This window comes from Flavobacterium hankyongi, assembly GCF_036840915.1.
GTDB classification, from domain to species: domain Bacteria; phylum Bacteroidota; class Bacteroidia; order Flavobacteriales; family Flavobacteriaceae; genus Flavobacterium; species Flavobacterium hankyongi.
The window spans coordinates 2,819,681-2,837,378 of the sequence record NZ_CP085725.1 but is presented as its reverse complement, the minus strand read 5'-3'; the positions used below and the strand labels follow the sequence as shown (position 1 = coordinate 2,837,378).

The following is a 17,698-nucleotide window of genomic DNA, read 5'->3' as shown; positions in this document are numbered from 1 at the left end:
GCTTTATCTAAATTATCTTTTTATCAAATCTGACATTTCATAAAAAGCAATAGCTTTTTCTTTTAAAGGGTTGGTACTCCATTCTTCCCAGACATTAGTATATGGATTATAACCACATTTTAATGGCTTTGAATACATATCATTTGGATTTTCCACATAAGCTCTACAATCGGTGCAAACATGTCTGAACTCACAATCCTTGCAAACGGAAATTTTATCCTTTGTTACACCCCAGTATTCTTTAAAATTAGAATGATTAAAAGCTTCTTTTAGAGTTATATCATTTATATTACCAAAACTCCCAGTCATAGAAGGGCAATTCTTTATTTCTCCTTTTTTATTAATTGACACTTTTTTGTTAAGACACGAATTATGATTTAAAGATTCTAGAATCTTATATTTATTAACATCACTAAAATACTTTGCATCAACTATTCCACAGTGTTTAAAATTTTTTAATTCATATTCTAACAGATTTATATTAAATGATGCTTTTAAATCCTCAAACTCTCTTTTGGGAGATGATGAATGCAAAGTCAATTGAGTAACTCTAAAATTAATATCATCTATTTTATTAATAAAACTCAAAATCTCATCAGAATATTTCAAAACTAATTCAATAGACCTAAAATTAGAATTATTTGCTTTAACTAACAAATCCTTTAAAGTTTTCAAATCTATAGTTTCATAACTAATAAACTGAACATTTTTACATTGAAGAAAATCTAAATCAGATATGATTTTATCTATATTAAACAAGTTAACTTCTGAAATTTCAACGATACAATTTGTTATATGTGATGCTATTTCAAAATCTGTATTCATTTTAGGAAACAAATCAAATTCATCTTCATTCGTTACAAATCCAAATTCGTTTTCAATAAGAAAATCAATATACTCATTAACCACATCCAAATTTTCATGACCATATGATGAAACAACATCTTCAATTGACTTTTTACTTTGAAATTGATTAATCATATCATACATTTCATTAGGAATTATCGTGAAATGATTTCTTTGACTATCAATTATCAAACTTCTGTTGTATCCATATACAAAAATACAATTTGCAAATACCTTAAAATACTTTCCAGAGTTCATAATTAAAAACGAGTAATTGGCTTATAAAAACTGAAAATTTCATAATCTGAATCCTTATACTTAGTTGAATAAACTTTTTTTCCAAATCTTTTATCATCATCATTGTCTGTAAATACAGCATCATAAAACAAAATAGGAAACTCCTCAATATGATTATCAATATAGTCCTTCATTTCTTCAATACTATCTATTTTCATTTTTATAAATATTCAGCTATTTTTTTTTCAATATTATAATTACATGGGAATGAAGTCATGCTAAATTGACCAATAGGATTCACTTCGAGAAAAATGTATTCATTTTCTGGCGTCACAATCATGTCGATTGAGCCACTATCAAAATCTAGTTTCTTCATCAAACTATCTATTTTATCTTCGATAAGTTTAGGCAAAACAAATGGAACCCTTCTATTTGGCTTTTTATAATTGTATCTTCTAGAGTCTAAGCTGGTTTGCACATCTTTTTGTGTAAAAATTGCCATTGAATAAAATTTACCCTTTAAGTAAAATATTCTCAATTCATACTTTTTAGAAATCTTATTTTGTATCAATGAAGGGAAAAAAGTTTCTGATTTAATATTATTGGTATCTACACTTGAAGTATAATTATAAATATAAAAATTCTCAAAATCACGTCTAGGATCTCCATAAATACTTTTTGTCACATACTCCTTATCATCATCAAGAATTAATTTCAAATCACTTTTTTTATTGAAAACAAATTCATAAGGGGTCTTAATACCTAATTCTCTTGCTATAGAATTTACAATCAATTTATTTACATGCCTGTTCTTTAAAGAATCCAGTCGGTGCTTTTGAGATAACCTATAATATATAAACTCTATTAGTGAATTATATTCTGCATTCATAAAGTCTTTGAATTCTTGTATACCAGAAGTTTTCTTTTTTACATTTAAAAAACCTCTTCTATACCAAAAACTGGTTATCTCAGAAAATTTAAAACTAGACTCGTTTAAAGTAAAAACAATATCTTCCCCTTCATAATCTATAATAATTTCATCTTCTCCATTAATTCGTATCCATTTTTTTCCCAAAACTTCAAGCCACTCAATTATTTGAGTAGTTGAAAAATCACTCTCTTGTGATAAAATTAAAATCATAAAATAAAAAAGAGGAATTAAATTCCTCTATCTGTTATTGATTAACTACAACACAATTAAAAGGCTCGTGAGTCCCATCTGGATATGTTGTTGCTGCACATCTCATACAATCTGAAGGATTTATTGTGTCTTTGTAATAAGACAATTCTTGATTATTATACAATTCACCTTTAATTTCCTTTAGCTCTTCTCTTGACAGACAAAAACCTTCTTCTTTAAGCTGTTTTAATGATTTCATTTTTTTTAGTTTTAGATAATTAATTAAATTTTAGTACTCAGTTTTTTTACTCTTCTCATTTCATAACCCAATTTAGGCAACCCTATAGACTTCCTTATTGAATCTATTTTTTGAGGGTTGTCTAAAGCCAAATTTGGAAATGTTCCATATAATTGTTTTTCATTATTTAATTTTAAACTTTTTTTCCATAATGATTTGTCATAAATAGAAGCATAATCATCTGGTGAACATTTACCTTCTTTCAATTTCTTTAACAATACAGGCAAATATTTATCTTGAAAATCAGGGTCTTGATGTAAAAATAAAATCACAACTTTGATAGGTTTTAGAGAACTCCAATTTTCATCTTGATAATTCATTGAACCTATTAATTGATAATTAGGATAACCATAAGTAGTCATAATTTTTTCCAACTGCTCTCTGTGCTTTTCTCTAAAGAATGTCATGCCCTCTTCATTTAAATTCTTCATCCTAACCGATTGATCTTCATCATCCATTATGTCAATTTCCTTTCTCAAAGCCAAATTAATTTTTTTAGAGTACTCTTTTTTATAAAGATTTTTTTCATCCATAGAAAGCTTACTAATTTTTGCTATCTTTTGACGAATTTCATATCCTTGAGGGTGCAAAAAACCGAAACCTCCAAAATTGAGATATCCTTTTTTGATTTTTTCATCTAAACCATCTACATGACCAGACATTACAGACGAGGCAATGTAATTACTATATTCATAATAATTTTCCATCTCGAGTGGCTCATATTTTTGAAATAAACTATCTAGAATTTGATAACTTTTTTCAAAGTTATTAGTTATAAACAAACTATCAGCCTCATATACCTTGAGGTAATAAGGAATATAATTAATTTCTTTTTTTAAAGAATTAGCATCAACAACTTTTGTCTTACATGAAAATGAAACAAAAGCTAAAAAGGTAATTAAAAGGAAGTTTTTTAATTTCAAAATAAAAAATTTTCTTACAAATATATTATTTAACTAATGCAAAACAAACAATTTTAGTTTAAAATTTAATCCAACAAAAAAGCCCTGAAAATTCAGGGCTTTTTTTATTAATTTTTAGGTTCTTTCATTTTGAAGGATTCCATAAACTTAGTCGTGTAATTACCAGCAACATAATCTGGCTCATCCATTAACTGTCTGTGGAAAGGAATGGTAGTTTTTATACCTTCAATATAGAACTCATCTAAAGCACGTTTCATTTTTGAAATAGCCTCTTCTCTTGTTTGAGCAGTCGTAATCAATTTCGCAATCATTGAGTCATAATTTGGCGGAATTGTATAACCTGCATAAACGTGAGTATCTAAACGAACTCCGTGTCCTCCTGGCGAATGTAAAACTGTAATTTTACCTGGAGACGGACGGAAGTCATTATAAGGATCTTCAGCATTAATACGACATTCAATCGAGTGTAATTGTGGCAAATAGTTTTTACCAGAAATTGGCACACCAGCCGCAACTAAAATTTGCTCACGAATTAAATCGTAATCAATTACTTGTTCAGTAATTGGATGCTCTACTTGGATACGAGTATTCATCTCCATGAAGTAGAAATTACGGTGTTTATCTACTAAAAATTCAACTGTACCAGCTCCTTCATAGTTAATAAACTCAGCAGCTTTTACAGCAGCTTCTCCCATTTTGTGACGTAATTCGTCTGTCATGAATGGAGAAGGTGTTTCTTCTGTTAATTTTTGGTGACGACGTTGTACTGAACAGTCTCTTTCAGATAAGTGACAAGCTTTACCATATGAATCACCAACTACTTGTATTTCGATATGACGAGGTTCTTCGATAAGCTTTTCCATGTACATTCCGTCATTACCGAATGCAGCAGCAGCTTCCATACGAGCACTTTCCCAAGCTTTCTCAAGCTCTTCTTCTTTCCAGATAGCACGCATACCTTTACCACCACCACCGGCAGTAGCCTTCATCATTACTGGGTAACCAATTTCTTTAGCTACTTTTTTTGCTTCTTCAAATGATTCTAAAATACCTTCTGAACCAGGAACACAAGGAACTCCAGCTTCTTTCATGGTTGCTTTAGCAGTAGCCTTGTCTCCCATTTTATCAATCATTTCTGGAGAAGCTCCAATAAATTTGATACCGTGTTCTTGACAAATTTTAGAGAATTTGGCATTCTCTGAAAGGAATCCGTATCCTGGATGAATTGCATCTGCATTTGTAATTTCAGCAGCGGCAATGATATTTGACATTTTCAAATACGATTGGTTACTTGGCGCAGGACCTATACACACTGCTTCATCTGCAAATTTAACATGTAAACTATCTGCATCAGCTGTAGAATAAACCGCAACGGTCTTTATTCCCATTTCTTTACAAGTTCTAATTACACGAAGTGCAATTTCTCCCCTGTTTGCAATTAATATCTTTTTAAACATAATTCTTTAATTAGACAATTAGACAATGATTTGAATTTAGAATTTAGAATTTAGAATTTAGAAAATGCCAATCTTTGGTTTTCCAAATACTTCTAATTTCTGATTCCTAATTTCTAATTTAAGATGGATCTACTAAGAATAATGGTTGATCAAATTCAACTGGAGATGAATCATCAACTAATACTTTAACGATTTTTCCAGAAACTTCACTTTCAATTTCGTTGAATAATTTCATAGCTTCGATAACACACAAAGTGTCTCCTTTAGAAATTGTAGAACCTACTTCAACAAACATTGGTTTGTCTGGAGCTGGCTTACGGTAGAAAGTACCAATCATTGGTGACTTCACTGTAATATATTTTGATGTATCATCACCAACAGCTTCAGCAACTGGAGTAGCAGCAACCGGAGTAGTAGCTACTGGATTCGCAGCCACAGGGATTTGCGGAATTGCAGGTTGCATAGGTACATGTTGTACATACGTTGTTTCAGCTCCTTCTGTTGTTGTTTTGATAGTGATTTTGAAATCATCCATCTCTAATTTTACTTCCGTAGCTCCTGATTTTGCTACAAATTTGATTAGGTTTTGAATTTCTCTAATATCCATGATATTTTGATTTTGGTTTATTATTTAGTATCATAAGCCCATTTTAAGTAGATAGATCCCCAAGTGAATCCTCCACCAAAAGCGGCAAATATAAGATTATCTCCTTTTTTAAATTGCTTTTCGAAATCATGCATTAACAATGGCAATGTCCCTGATGTAGTATTCCCGTAACGGTGGATATTGATTAGGACTTTTGATTCATCCAACCCCATACGCTCAGCTGTTGCATCGATAATTCTTTTATTAGCCTGATGTGCTAACAACCAATTGACATCGTTGTGTGTCAAATTATTTCTTTGCATGATTTTTTCGCTCACATCAGCCATTCCAGAAACAGCATATTTAAATACAGTCTTTCCATCTTGAAAAACAGTATGCTGACCATTTTGAACAGTTTCTAAAGATGCTGGAAGGATTGAACCTCCTGCATCAATTTTTAAATATTCACGACCAATACCATCAGAGCGCAAGTACTCATCTTGAAGTCCTAAACCTTCTTCGTTAGGTTCAAAAAGAACAGCACCTGCACCATCTCCAAAGATAATGCAGGTTGCTCTGTCTGTATAATCGATAATTGAAGACATTTTGTCTGCCCCAATTAAAAGTACTTTTTTGTATCTTCCTGATTGAATGTATGCTGCAGCTGTTGACATACCATATAAAAAACTAGAACACGCTGCTTGTAAATCATAAGCAAAAGCATTTACCGCCCCAATTTGTGTTGCCACATACACACCTGTAGAGGCTACTGGCATATCTGGAGTTGCAGTCGCCAACAATACTAAATCGATATCTTCAGGATTAATTCCTGATTTTTCGATAAGATTTTGAGCTGCTTTTATAGCAAGAAATGAAGTTCCCTTGCCCTTTTCTTTTAAAATTCTTCTTTCTTTGATTCCTGTTCTTGTGGTGATCCACTCATCATTTGTATCAATCATTGTTTCTAACACTTGGTTAGAAAGAACAAAATCAGGAACATACGCACCAACGGCGGTTATTGCGGCAGTTATTGTACTCATAAAATTGTAATAATACTTCCTAAAAAAACCTTTTTTAAAAAGACGATGAAGTTACAAAAATCTTTAAAATAAACTTTAAAATAACCTCTATTTATTTTCAGTTATACCCAACAAAAAAACTCTCACATTGTGAGAGTTAGATTTCTTTTACTAAAACGTATTAAGCAACAGCTACAGATTTATCGATAACTACTTGACCTCTGTAGTACATTTTACCTTCATGCCAGTAAGCTCTGTGGTATAAATGTGCTTCTCCAGTTACTGGACATGTTGCGATTTGAGCAACAGTTGCTTTATAATGAGTTCTTCTTTTATCTCTTCTTGTTTTCGAGGTTTTTCTCTTAGGATGTGCCATTTTACAAAATTATTTATCCGTTAATAGTTTCTTTAATGCTGCCCAACGCGGGTCAATTTCTTCTTCTTTTACTTCTTCTTCGTCTTTGACTTCAATTTCATTAAGCGTTTCAGTTTTAATGCTTTTTGCATTAGGACTTATTCTTTTTAATGGTATTGACAAAACAATCATTTCATAAATGTATTGTGAAACGTCTATTTGATGCTCACCAAAAGGCAAAATGAGTAATTCCTCATTATCATCATTGTATGCTTCACCAAAACGAACCACCAATTTTAATTTACCTTTAATTGGCATATCAAACGGCTCACCAGTTACATCACACAAAACATTTACAGTTCCAGAATGCTTAAAATTTAATTCAAGCATATTTGTTTGCTTTTCTAAAACCAAATTCACTTTTACATCTGCCGAATCAAATTCGTCATATTCAAAGTGATCAAAGAACGCTTTATTTATTTGATACTCAAACTGATGTTTTCCAAGCTTTAACCCCACATAAGGAATTAAATATTCTTTTGTACCTTTCATACTAACAACAATTTGTCCCTTAATTAGGGTGTGCAAAGATATAAAATATTTATAAAATCAAAAGTGTTATGAACATTTTTTTGTTTATAACTGCTTTTCCTTCAATTTTAAAGGCTTTTCTGAAATAACAGCATACTCATTTCTTGATTTAAAAATATCGATTGCAGCATAAACTGCTTCAACAAATGAGCTATGATCCGCAATTCCTTTCCCGGCAATATCAAAACCAGTACCATGATCTGGTGACGTTCTCACCTTATTTAACCCTGCCGTATAATTTACTCCTTTTCCAAAAGAAAGTGTTTTGAACGGAATTAATCCTTGATCATGATACGTTGCAATGACCGCATCGTACTTTTCATACTGTCCGCTTCCAAAGAATCCATCAGCAGAAAACGGCCCAAAAACCAAAATTCCCTCATCAAAAATCTTTTTTAAAGCCGGTTTCAATACTTTTTCTTCTTCATCGCCAATCACCCCGTTATCTCCAGAATGTGGATTTAATCCTAAAACAGCAATTCTTGGTCGTGTGATTCCAAAATCTTGAATTAATGATTGATTTATTGTTTTTATCTTTTTACGAATAAGTTCTTCTGTTAAATGCTTAGCCACATCATTAATAGGCACATGATCTGTTAACAAACCAACACGAAGTGAGTCCTGAATCATAAACATCAACGCATCTCCTTCTAATTCTTGATCTAAATAATCTGTATGTCCAGGAAAAGAAAATTCTTCTGACTGAATATTTGATTTACTTATAGGAGCTGTAACCAAAACATCTATATTTCCTTCTTTCAACGCTTTTGTTGCTTCCACAAATGATTTCACGGCATACTTCCCCACATTTTCATCTGTTTTTCCGAATTCTATATTGACTCCTTCTCTCCAAACATTTAACACATTAATTTTTCCTGTTAGTGCTTGATCAATCTTATCTATCCCGTGCAAGTTTGTAGTAAGCTCTAAATTCTTTTTTAAATAAGACAGGATCTTAACATTAGCAAAAATAACTGGCGTACATAACTCGAGCATACGAGAATCCTCAAAAGATTTTAAAATTATCTCCCCTCCAATACCATTCAAATCACCAATTGATATTCCTACAATTATATTTTCTGGTCTTTTTGTCATCAGTTCAATGTATTTATTGCTAATTTTGAATGCAAATTTACTAAAATTAATCAGTTAATGTTTACAGGCATCATAGAAACTCTTGGAACAATCAAATCGCTTGAAAAAGAGGGAGAAAACATACATGTTTCGGTACAATCAACCATAACAAACGAATTAAAAATTGACCAAAGTGTTGCGCACAATGGAATTTGTTTGACAGTCGTGGCAATTAATAATGATATTTATACCGTTACGGCTATTAAAGAAACTATCGAAAAAACAAATCTTGGAGAATGGCAAGTTGGTGACATTATAAATCTTGAACGCGCCATGAAACTGGGAGATAGACTTGATGGGCATATTGTTCAAGGACATATTGATCAAACTGCTATTTGTAAAAGCATTGAAGAAGTTAATGGCAGCTGGTATTTTACATTTGAATACGACAGAAGTTTAAGCAACATTACCATCGAAAAAGGCTCAATTACAGTAAACGGAACAAGTTTAACAGTTGTTAATTCAAAAATAAATGAATTTAGTGTAGCAATTATCCCCTACACACATGAACACACAAATTTTCACACTTTTAAAGTAGGAACGAAAGTAAATTTAGAATTTGACGTAATTGGAAAATATGTAAAGCGTTTGCATGAACTACAAGCATAAAAAAAGAGCCAAATCATACTTTGATTTGGCTCTTTTTTTTAATAATTTATTTTTTCCAATCTAATTTCTGATTCTTTACTATCAGTCTTTTCTTCAACCAACATAACATATCCTTTTTTTGCAAGAACAGGATGTATTTTGCCATCACTAGTTTTTAATGAAACTTTGTCAAAACCATACTTACCATCAACATAAGTTATAACTCCCAAAAACCAATCTCTTTTTTCTTTTGGCTTACTCGCATAAGTATCTACATAACAAAAAACATAACTATCCTTTTCTAATTTTTGAGAATATTGGTATTCAAAATCGCGATATTTTTTATTGTTAGGTTCAGATGCTTTATTTTTTTCCACCTTTTCAAAGTATTTCACTTTCATATTAGAATCGAATTCTATTACACATAAGTTTACTTCTCCAGAATTGTCAAATAAATTTTCTTCCGCCAAAACAACAATCCCTCCATCAGATTTTATTTTGAAATCAATATATTCAAAAATACCGTTTGAATTAACTCCTCCTTCAGAACTTAGCTTTATTTTATTGTCAGGATCATCTCTATTAAAATAACGTTGAGAGATTGTTTTTCCAGATTCTAAATCATAAACCAACTTCATTAAACCTAATGTTTTTTGCCCTTCAGGATCAACATTTTTACCATCACTATTTAGTTCTCCTAAACAGATTAAAAGATTATCCTGAATTTGTACATTATGTATTCTAATAAGCTTTTGATTATCATTTTCGGGTAACTGAGCTTTAAGTTTTCCATTATTAGAATCAAACACCTCTATCCTTAAAAAATTATTTTCAGTTGAAGCTTTTAACAAAACAAGGTTGTTCTGATCAGCCGTTAAATAACCATAATCAACAAATTGTTTACTTTTCTCTGTATTAAAACTATGTACCCATTTTTGATTTTTATCTGTATCGTAAAATCTAAATTCTAGCGGCTTAGTTCTTATTCCTAGAGCCATATCTTTTCTTGTGTCTGACTGAAACATAACAAAACCATTTCCGTTTGCCGAGATCAAATTTTGCGTCAATACTTTTGTGTTACCTGTAGATTTTCTAGAATACTCTGTAAGCTCATACTTTACAAAATCCAAATACAGAAACGATGGAGACATTGAAAAATCATTTAAATCTAATTCCCTATACAAAGTCCCAAATTTCATATTGTATGTCATACCTAATGCCTTCCCAACAAATTCTCCTGTAGAGATTAGAATTTTGTTATTATTCCTGATCACAGATCTTAAAATTACTTCTGTATTATAAAACATCGACGTGTTTTTATGATGTGAAAAGTTACCAGAAGCAATTTTGTTTAAATTTTTATCTAAGACATAATATTCTAATAAAAACTCTTTTTTATCGGTTCGATCTTTTTCATAAAGCACAAAATAACCATACACATCTTCTTTATTTTCTTCGAAAATGATTCTTGAATCAAGATATTTATTAGAGGAAAGATTACTTAATTTAGTCACTTGACCAAATGCGGTTATACCAATAAGACATATTAGCAAAGAAAGAATTTTACTGGGTTTCATAATAAGAAATTATTTCGTTAAGTTCTTGTTTTCGTAGATTTCGGATTAAACTCAAAAACTGATTGTAACTTTTTGAGAATTTAGGATTTTCAGTTTCTAAATATTTACTAAGTGTGTATTTATTTCTAGCTTCTCTTATTTGAATTAAATTTTCTAGAATCATCTTCTTGTAAAACAAATCTATACCAGTATTTTTTTTATAAGACAATAAAGTATTATATAATGATTTTCCGTACTCCTTTAAAAAATATAATCCATACACATACTCTTCTTCAGTTTCTGAAATGATATTCTGATATTCTTTATCCGTGTTTTTTTTATCCAAATCTTGAAGAGAAAATTCCTTCTTTAGTAATAAAATTCTTGTTTCACAATCAGGATGTGTTCTTAAAGAATCTACTTCCCAAAACAAATTCCCTTTTTGATATTTATAGTTTTCTAGGGCATTTATTTTCAACCATTCTTTTTTAAATACTTGATTAGGTGTTTCAAAAAAACGAGCAAAATCTTGACTTGTTAACGAATCCTTTTCTTTATCAAGGTTCCCTAAAATCTGTAACGATTTTACAGATTCATCTTTATAGTTTGGAAACGCTTTGCTAAACAAAACAAAACCAAGAGAATCAGCCTGTTGTTCTTTTTGTCTTGAATCACTTTTGCTATTATAAACAAATTTCTTCAATAATAAAGACGCCGAATTATTCTTGTTATATTTTTGTTTTTCAACACCTGAAACCTTATCTATAAAATCTTTTGAATTAGTTTTAACTGCATAATTTTTCATTGAAGTTAAAACATGATCTAGTTTTTGATGTGCTAGTTCGTGGGATATCACAAAGGCAAGTTGGTATTGATTTTCAAATTTACCAATAAGAGAAAGATTAAGCACAATGATTTCTTCACCTATATTGTATGCATTGAATTCTTCAGAAATTGCTAATAGAACTTTTGTTCGATTTAAATCAAAATCGGGATTTGCTTTTTTAATTTTTAAGAAAAGTTGGTCTACAAAAGGTTTGTACTTTTTGTCTTCAATAAAAATCCCCTTTTTTATTAGCTTCTTAAATTCTTCATTCTTTAACTTGTAGCTTTTCTCAAATTCTAAAGATGCGTTTTCGTTTACAAAAAGATCCTTAATAGCTTCAGGCTTTAAAAGTCGCCTTTCAAATTCTTTTTCAAGTTCATCCCTAAAAGGTATGTTAGAAGTATCTATTGGTTCTTTATATTGAGTATATCCAAAATTAGAAACCAATAAAAAACTTAAATAAAAAAATAAAGGGGCTATTTTCATGCCCCAATATTACTAAATTTATTCTATAACTTACATCTTCATCAACCAGTTACGCATTGAAACTTCATTTGAGATAATTGCTCTCAATTCTGAAATCGCAACGCGGTCTTGCTGCATTGAATCACGGTGACGGATAGTAACAGTTTTATCTTCTAATGTTTGGTGATCTACTGTAATGCAGAAAGGAGTTCCTAATGCATCTTGACGACGGTAACGACGACCCACGGCGTCTTTCTCGTCATAAGCTACATTGAAATCCCATTTTAAATCTTCGATGATTTCTTTTGCTAATTCTGGCAGACCATCTTTTTTTACCAATGGTAAAACCGCAGCTTTTGTTGGTGCTAATACAGAAGGTAAACGCAATACAGTTCTTGTAGAACCATCTTCAAGTGTTTCTTCTTTTAATGAATTGGAGAAAACTGCCAAGAACATTCTATCTAAACCAACTGAAGTTTCTACTACATATGGCGTGTAGTTTTTATTCTCTTCAGTATCGAAATATTGCATTTTTTTGCCTGAAAATTCTTCGTGTGCTTTTAAATCAAAATCAGTACGAGAGTGAATTCCTTCTAATTCTTTAAATCCGAATGGGAAGTTGAATTCGATATCTGCCGCCGCATTAGCATAATGTGCTAATTTTTCATGATCGTGGAAACGGTAATTCTCTTTTCCTAATCCTAAAGACAAATGCCAATTTAAACGTGTATTTTTCCAATACTCGTAGTATTTCATTTCTTCGCCTGGTTTTACAAAAAACTGCATTTCCATTTGCTCAAATTCACGCATACGGAAAATGAATTGGCGTGCAACAATTTCGTTACGGAAAGCCTTACCAGTTTGTGCAATACCAAACGGAATTTTCATACGTCCCGTTTTTTGAACGTTCAAAAAGTTTACAAAAATACCTTGAGCAGTTTCTGGACGTAAATACAAATCCATTGCTGTATCAGCAGAAGCTCCTAACTTAGTACCAAACATCAGATTAAATTGGCGTACTTCGGTCCAGTTTTTAGAACCTGAATCAGGACAAGCAATTTCTAATTCTTCAATTAATGCTTTTACATCTGCCAAATCACCAGAATCTAAACCTTTAGCCATTCTTTGTAGAATTGCTGTTTTTTGATCTAAATATCCTTTAACTCTTTCGTTTGTTGCAACAAATTGCGCTTCATCGAAAGCATCGCCAAAACGGCCTTTTGCTTTTTCAATTTCTTTTTGTGCTTTTTGATTTAATTTTTCAGCATAATCCTCAATTAAAACATCGGCACGATATCTTTTTTTAGAGTCTTTGTTATCAATCAATGGATCGTTAAAAGCATCTACGTGACCTGAAGCTTTCCACGTTGTTGGATGCATAAAAATTGCAGCATCGATGCCCACAATATTTTCATGCATTTGTACCATTGATTTCCACCAATAATCTCTAATATTCTTTTTTAATTCTACTCCGTTTTGAGCATAATCATATACTGCGCTCAAACCATCATAAATTTCGCTTGACGGAAAAATAAATCCGTATTCTTTTGCGTGCGAAATCACATTTTTAAATAAATCGTCTTGTTTTGCCATAGTGGTGCAAAAATAAAAAAACGGACTTAAAAAATCCGTTTTAATTTGTATAATTCAATCTTTTATTACTTATTTCAGCGAAAAAACAGTATTTCCAATTAAGTTTATACCAGAGTAGATGTTGATTTCGTAATCTCCTGGAAGTAAATCTTTTTTATTAGGATCAATAAAGACACAAACATCCAATTCTTCGTTTTCGTAAAAAACATTAGTTTTAGCACTATAACGTAATAATTGATTATCAAATTCAACAAACTCACCGTTGTTAGTAACAACTCTCTTTTTAGGATTTATGATTTGTAAATAAATGTCCTTATAACCCTGTATAGCAGATTTATTTTCGAGTAATGTAAAACAAACTTTTATTTGCTCTGTAGCACTAAAGCGTTTTGTTTCTATAATATTATTAGAGACTATTTTAACGCCGTTAGCAATTACATTAGTCGCAGTAAGGTTTCTTGTCTTAGAAACATTTTTTTCGTTTTCTCTATTTTTATTTTCAAGTTCTGTGTTTTTTTGAGAAAGCCTATCCATTTCATTATGAATACTTGCATTCTCCTCTTCTTTCTCTTTTATAAGATTTTGAAATGAATCTATCTCTTTTTTTGAAGCATTTTTTTCCGAATAAATTATCTTAGAAGATCGTTTAGGGAGTGACGCTTTTTTTTTCTCAACTTTTACTACATCTAGGGAAACTTCTTCTTTTTTTGATCCAGAAAGTTCAGTGTTTTTTAAAACCTGATTATCATATCTTTTAAAGATTTCTTTCAAATCATTAATGTATGTTTCTTTATCAAGCTTAATAGATTCTTTTAATTGAAGATTTTCTTTTTTAGCTTTAAAATATTTCACAGCAAAAGTCGTTGTTGTAGATAACAACACGATAGATGCTAACTTTAAAAAAGTTGATGAAATACGTAAGGACATTCTCTGGGTAATTTTTTCTAAATGTATCTTTTTCCTTTCCATATAAAAAATAAAATCGACGAAATGCTTAAAAATTTGATAAACTTATTCTTTCCTGAGATCTGTTCGGGATGTTTCAGTCAATTATTAGAATCTGAAAATCAAATATGTATCAATTGTCGACATGATTTACCTCTTACAAACCATCTTCTTACAAAAAACAATGAAGGAATGAAAAAATTCTATGGTAAAATCCCTATCGAATATGTTTCTTCTATGTTTTACTATCATAAAAAAGGGATTTCGCAGGAAATAATACATAATTTAAAATACAAAAATCAACAAAAAATAGGTACTATTCTAGGAGACTGGTATGCCATTGATTTAAAAGAAAGTAAAAAATTTGAAACAGTAGACTACATAATTCCTGTTCCTTTACACAAAAAAAGACTTAAAAAAAGAGGTTATAACCAAGTCGATACATTTTGTCAATCAATTTCAAAAAAGCTAGAGAAAGAAATACACTATGATATTTTGACTCGCGAAGAATTCTCTGAAACTCAATCAAAGAAAAACTTAATCAACAGGAATACAATTTCTGAAAATACATTTTCGGTTTCTTTTAATGATTCTCATCACAACAAACATTTTTTACTAATAGATGATGTACTCACAACAGGGGCAACATTAGAAGCTTGCGGAAAAGCAATTTTAAAAATTCCTGGAGCCAAAATAAGCATTGTTACTATGGCTTTCTCTGAATCGTAGTGTAATACTTAAAAAAATTTCGTTTCCACTAAATAAAGTGGTTATTTTGTACTGATTAAATTGCAGTTCATGAAAAAAATCAACATACAGTTCTTTTTGTTTTTAACTTTCGTGTTAATTGTTAGTTGTGCAAAAAGAGGCACAATTACAGGTGGTGAAAAAGACATCACTCCTCCTAAAATTATTTCTAGCAATCCAAAGAACTTATCCACTCAATTTAATACAAAAACCATCAAAATAAACTTTGATGAATTTATTAAAGTAAAAGATCTTCAGAAAAACTTAATTGTTTCTCCTCCCATGAAAAACCAAATCACGGTTTTACCTCAAGGAACGGCTAGCAAACAATTGGTTATAAAAATAAATGACACCTTAAAAGCAAATACTACTTATAGCTTTAATTTTGGACAAAGCATTGTTGACAATAACGAAGGAAACGCTTACCCTCAATTAAAATATGTTTTTTCCACAGGTCCGGATTTAGACTCACTGTTTGTTGAAGGAACTATTAAAGATTCTTACGAAAAAGAGACCGACAACTATGTAAATGTCATGTTATTTGAAGTCGATGAAAACTTTAAGGACTCCATTATTTATAAACAAAACCCCCGTTATATCACAAACACATTAGATAGTTTAAAAACTTTCAAAATTGAGAATGTAAAAGCTGGAAATTACAAACTAATTGCATTAAAAGAAAAAACTACAAATTACAAGTTCGATCCTAATAGTGACAAAATTGGTTTCTATAATCAAACAATAACAGTTCCAGACAAATCTATTTTTGAACTGGAACTCTTTAAAGAAGATGCTGCTTTTAAAGCAAAAAAACCATATCAAGCATCTGGTAACAGAGGTGTTTTAGGCTATGAAGGAAAAAACAAAAACATCAAACTTACTGCTATCCATAAAGGAAATCCATTACCAATAAAAGTAACCAAATTCCCTGAAAGAGATTCGCTTCAAATTTGGTTTCCAGTTATAAAAAACGATTCTATTAGTCTACAGTTACAAAATAAAGAAGTAAAAAAAGATTTCGTTTTAAAATTGAAAAATCAAAAACAAGACACCTTAAGCATTACTGCCAAACAAAGAGGAGGTTTAAACTTTAATGAAACTTTTACTTTAAAAACAAGCACTCCTTTAGAAAAATTTGATTTTTCTAAAATGAGTTTAACTAAAAAAGACTCTTCAAAAGTAGATTTCAAAACAAATTACGACGAATTCAATCATAATCTTGAAATCCTTTTCACAAAAGACGAAAATGAAAGATACACTTTCAAAATGTTACCAAATGCTATTGAAGATTATTTAGGTCAAAAAAATGATAGTTTAAATTTTACCTTTACAACAAAAAATTATTCTGATTATGGGAATTTAAAACTAAATTTCAAAAATGTAAAATCGTTTCCAATAGTTATTGAGCTAACAGATAGTAAAGGAAAAATTTTAGCATCACAATACAGTGAAAATAATCCAGTAGTCGAATTTTTACTTCTTGAACCACAAAGATATTCGTTAAGAATTATCTATGACGAAAACAAAAACAAAGAGCGCGACACTGGTAGCTATTTAGAAAAACGCCAACCTGAAGAAGTAGTTCACTATCCAACTGAAATTGATGTTCGTGCCAATTGGGATGTAAATCAAGATGTGGATTTAGGAAAGTAATTGAAACTTATCCTTATCATTCAAAAAGTTCAACTTTTTGCGCGTTTCAAGCATCTCATTTTTATCAAAAGAAAATATTTTAACCATTTCATTTTCGAAAGGCTCAATAACATAATTTCCTAAATAATCTACAACTTGTGAATGACCAACATATTCAAGTTGACTTCCATCTGTTCCAATACGATTGACACCTATTACATAAGAAAGGTTTTCGACAGCACGGGCACGCAATAAAATATCCCAAGCGTTAATGCGTGGTTTAGGCCAACTTGCAACATAAATCAACATATCATAATTCTCAACATTACGAGCAAAAACTGGAAAACGCAAATCGTAGCAGATTTGGAGACAGATTTTCCAGTCTTTATAATCTACGATGACTTTTTCGTTTCCGCGCCTAAAAACAGTTTCTTCTTTCGCTAAAGAAAACAAATGTCTTTTATCATACGTTTGAATTTTTCCATCAGGAAAAACAAAAAGCATACGATTGTAGTAATTTCCATTTTCTGTAATTACTACACTTCCAGTTATTGCTGTGTGTGTGTTTTTGGCTAATGAAACCATCCATGAAACAGTTTCTCCATCCATAGTTTCAGCAACGACCGAAGGATTCATCGTGAAACCTGTTGAAAACATTTCAGGCAAAACAATTAAATCAACCTCTTCCTGAATAGAATTTATTTTTTCTTCAAAGTTAATTCTGTTAATTCTTGGACTTTCCCAAACTAAATCCGATTGAATGATTGCTGTTTTCATAAA

Annotated in this window: 19 protein-coding genes; 3 read left to right on the top strand and 16 right to left on the bottom strand. The window is 30.7% G+C overall.

Going from position 1 to position 17,698, the window contains the following annotated elements:
* Positions 1 to 12: 12 nt before the first annotated feature.
* From gwsS to pdxA, 11 genes are all read right to left on the bottom strand, one after another.
* Positions 13 to 1,104, bottom strand: coding sequence for a grasp-with-spasm system SPASM domain peptide maturase (gwsS, locus tag LJY17_RS12945; protein WP_264544238.1), 1,092 nt, complete (start codon positions 1,102 to 1,104; stop codon positions 13 to 15).
* A gap of 2 nt (positions 1,105 to 1,106) precedes the next feature.
* Positions 1,107 to 1,301, bottom strand: a complete 195-nt coding sequence (locus LJY17_RS12940; RefSeq protein WP_264544237.1) for a hypothetical protein — start codon at positions 1,299 to 1,301, stop codon at positions 1,107 to 1,109.
* Positions 1,302 to 1,303: 2 nt separating this feature from the next.
* Positions 1,304 to 2,224, bottom strand: a complete 921-nt coding sequence (gene gwsG / locus LJY17_RS12935; RefSeq protein WP_264544236.1) for a grasp-with-spasm system ATP-grasp peptide maturase — start codon at positions 2,222 to 2,224, stop codon at positions 1,304 to 1,306.
* A gap of 34 nt (positions 2,225 to 2,258) precedes the next feature.
* Positions 2,259 to 2,462: a hypothetical protein gene (locus tag LJY17_RS12930; protein WP_264544235.1), complete on the bottom strand. Its 204-nt coding sequence runs from the start codon at positions 2,460 to 2,462 to the stop codon at positions 2,259 to 2,261.
* 23 nt (positions 2,463 to 2,485) lie between these two features.
* Complete coding sequence (locus LJY17_RS12925) at positions 2,486 to 3,424, bottom strand: hypothetical protein (protein ID WP_264544234.1); 939 nt, start codon at positions 3,422 to 3,424, stop codon at positions 2,486 to 2,488.
* 107 nt (positions 3,425 to 3,531) lie between these two features.
* Positions 3,532 to 4,881 (bottom strand): acetyl-CoA carboxylase biotin carboxylase subunit, encoded by a 1,350-nt coding sequence (gene accC / locus LJY17_RS12920; protein WP_264544233.1) that lies wholly within the window; start codon positions 4,879 to 4,881, stop codon positions 3,532 to 3,534.
* A gap of 118 nt (positions 4,882 to 4,999) precedes the next feature.
* Entirely contained in the window at positions 5,000 to 5,488 is a 489-nt protein-coding gene (accB, locus tag LJY17_RS12915; protein WP_264544232.1) for an acetyl-CoA carboxylase biotin carboxyl carrier protein, read from the bottom strand.
* Positions 5,489 to 5,508: 20 nt separating this feature from the next.
* A complete protein-coding gene (locus LJY17_RS12910) occupies positions 5,509 to 6,507 on the bottom strand; it encodes a beta-ketoacyl-ACP synthase III (protein ID WP_264544231.1) in 999 nt (332 codons plus the stop codon).
* Between the two features lie 160 nt (positions 6,508 to 6,667).
* Positions 6,668 to 6,862, bottom strand: a complete 195-nt coding sequence (gene rpmF / locus LJY17_RS12905) for a 50S ribosomal protein L32 (RefSeq protein WP_073308476.1) — start codon at positions 6,860 to 6,862, stop codon at positions 6,668 to 6,670.
* 9 nt (positions 6,863 to 6,871) lie between these two features.
* Positions 6,872 to 7,393, bottom strand: coding sequence for a YceD family protein (locus LJY17_RS12900; protein WP_264544230.1), 522 nt, complete (start codon positions 7,391 to 7,393; stop codon positions 6,872 to 6,874).
* 84 nt (positions 7,394 to 7,477) lie between these two features.
* Entirely contained in the window at positions 7,478 to 8,527 is a 1,050-nt protein-coding gene (gene pdxA, locus LJY17_RS12895) for a 4-hydroxythreonine-4-phosphate dehydrogenase PdxA (protein ID WP_264544229.1), read from the bottom strand.
* 57 nt (positions 8,528 to 8,584) lie between these two features.
* Between pdxA and LJY17_RS12890 the strand changes: the two genes are divergently transcribed.
* A complete protein-coding gene (locus LJY17_RS12890) occupies positions 8,585 to 9,175 on the top strand; it encodes a riboflavin synthase (protein WP_264544228.1) in 591 nt (196 codons plus the stop codon).
* A gap of 38 nt (positions 9,176 to 9,213) precedes the next feature.
* On the opposite strand, the gene LJY17_RS12885 is transcribed toward LJY17_RS12890, so the two are convergent.
* From LJY17_RS12885 to LJY17_RS12870, 4 genes are all read right to left on the bottom strand, one after another.
* A complete protein-coding gene (locus LJY17_RS12885) occupies positions 9,214 to 10,731 on the bottom strand; it encodes a DUF6770 family protein (RefSeq protein WP_264544227.1) in 1,518 nt (505 codons plus the stop codon).
* Complete coding sequence (locus LJY17_RS12880) at positions 10,718 to 12,022, bottom strand: M48 family metalloprotease (protein ID WP_264544226.1); 1,305 nt, start codon at positions 12,020 to 12,022, stop codon at positions 10,718 to 10,720. The genes LJY17_RS12885 and LJY17_RS12880 overlap by 14 nt, the downstream gene beginning before the upstream one ends.
* 30 nt (positions 12,023 to 12,052) lie before the next feature.
* Positions 12,053 to 13,594: a glycine--tRNA ligase gene (locus LJY17_RS12875; RefSeq protein WP_264544225.1), complete on the bottom strand. Its 1,542-nt coding sequence runs from the start codon at positions 13,592 to 13,594 to the stop codon at positions 12,053 to 12,055.
* A gap of 69 nt (positions 13,595 to 13,663) precedes the next feature.
* Positions 13,664 to 14,521, bottom strand: a complete 858-nt coding sequence (locus tag LJY17_RS12870; protein WP_264544224.1) for a hypothetical protein — start codon at positions 14,519 to 14,521, stop codon at positions 13,664 to 13,666.
* A 210-nt stretch (positions 14,522 to 14,731) separates the two neighbouring features.
* Here LJY17_RS12870 and LJY17_RS12865 point away from each other — a divergent pair, with 210 nt between their 5' ends.
* Both LJY17_RS12865 and LJY17_RS12860 read left to right on the top strand, forming a co-directional pair.
* Positions 14,732 to 15,268, top strand: coding sequence for a ComF family protein (locus tag LJY17_RS12865; protein WP_319800130.1), 537 nt, complete (start codon positions 14,732 to 14,734; stop codon positions 15,266 to 15,268).
* A 69-nt stretch (positions 15,269 to 15,337) separates the two neighbouring features.
* Entirely contained in the window at positions 15,338 to 16,939 is a 1,602-nt protein-coding gene (locus LJY17_RS12860) for an Ig-like domain-containing protein (protein ID WP_264544222.1), read from the top strand.
* Here the strand turns inward: LJY17_RS12860 and LJY17_RS12855 are convergent.
* A complete protein-coding gene (locus LJY17_RS12855; RefSeq protein ID WP_264544221.1) occupies positions 16,928 to 17,695 on the bottom strand; it encodes a nitrilase family protein in 768 nt (255 codons plus the stop codon). The two genes, LJY17_RS12860 and LJY17_RS12855, sit on opposite strands and share 12 nt — an antisense overlap.
* Between the last annotated feature and the right edge of the window lie 3 nt (positions 17,696 to 17,698).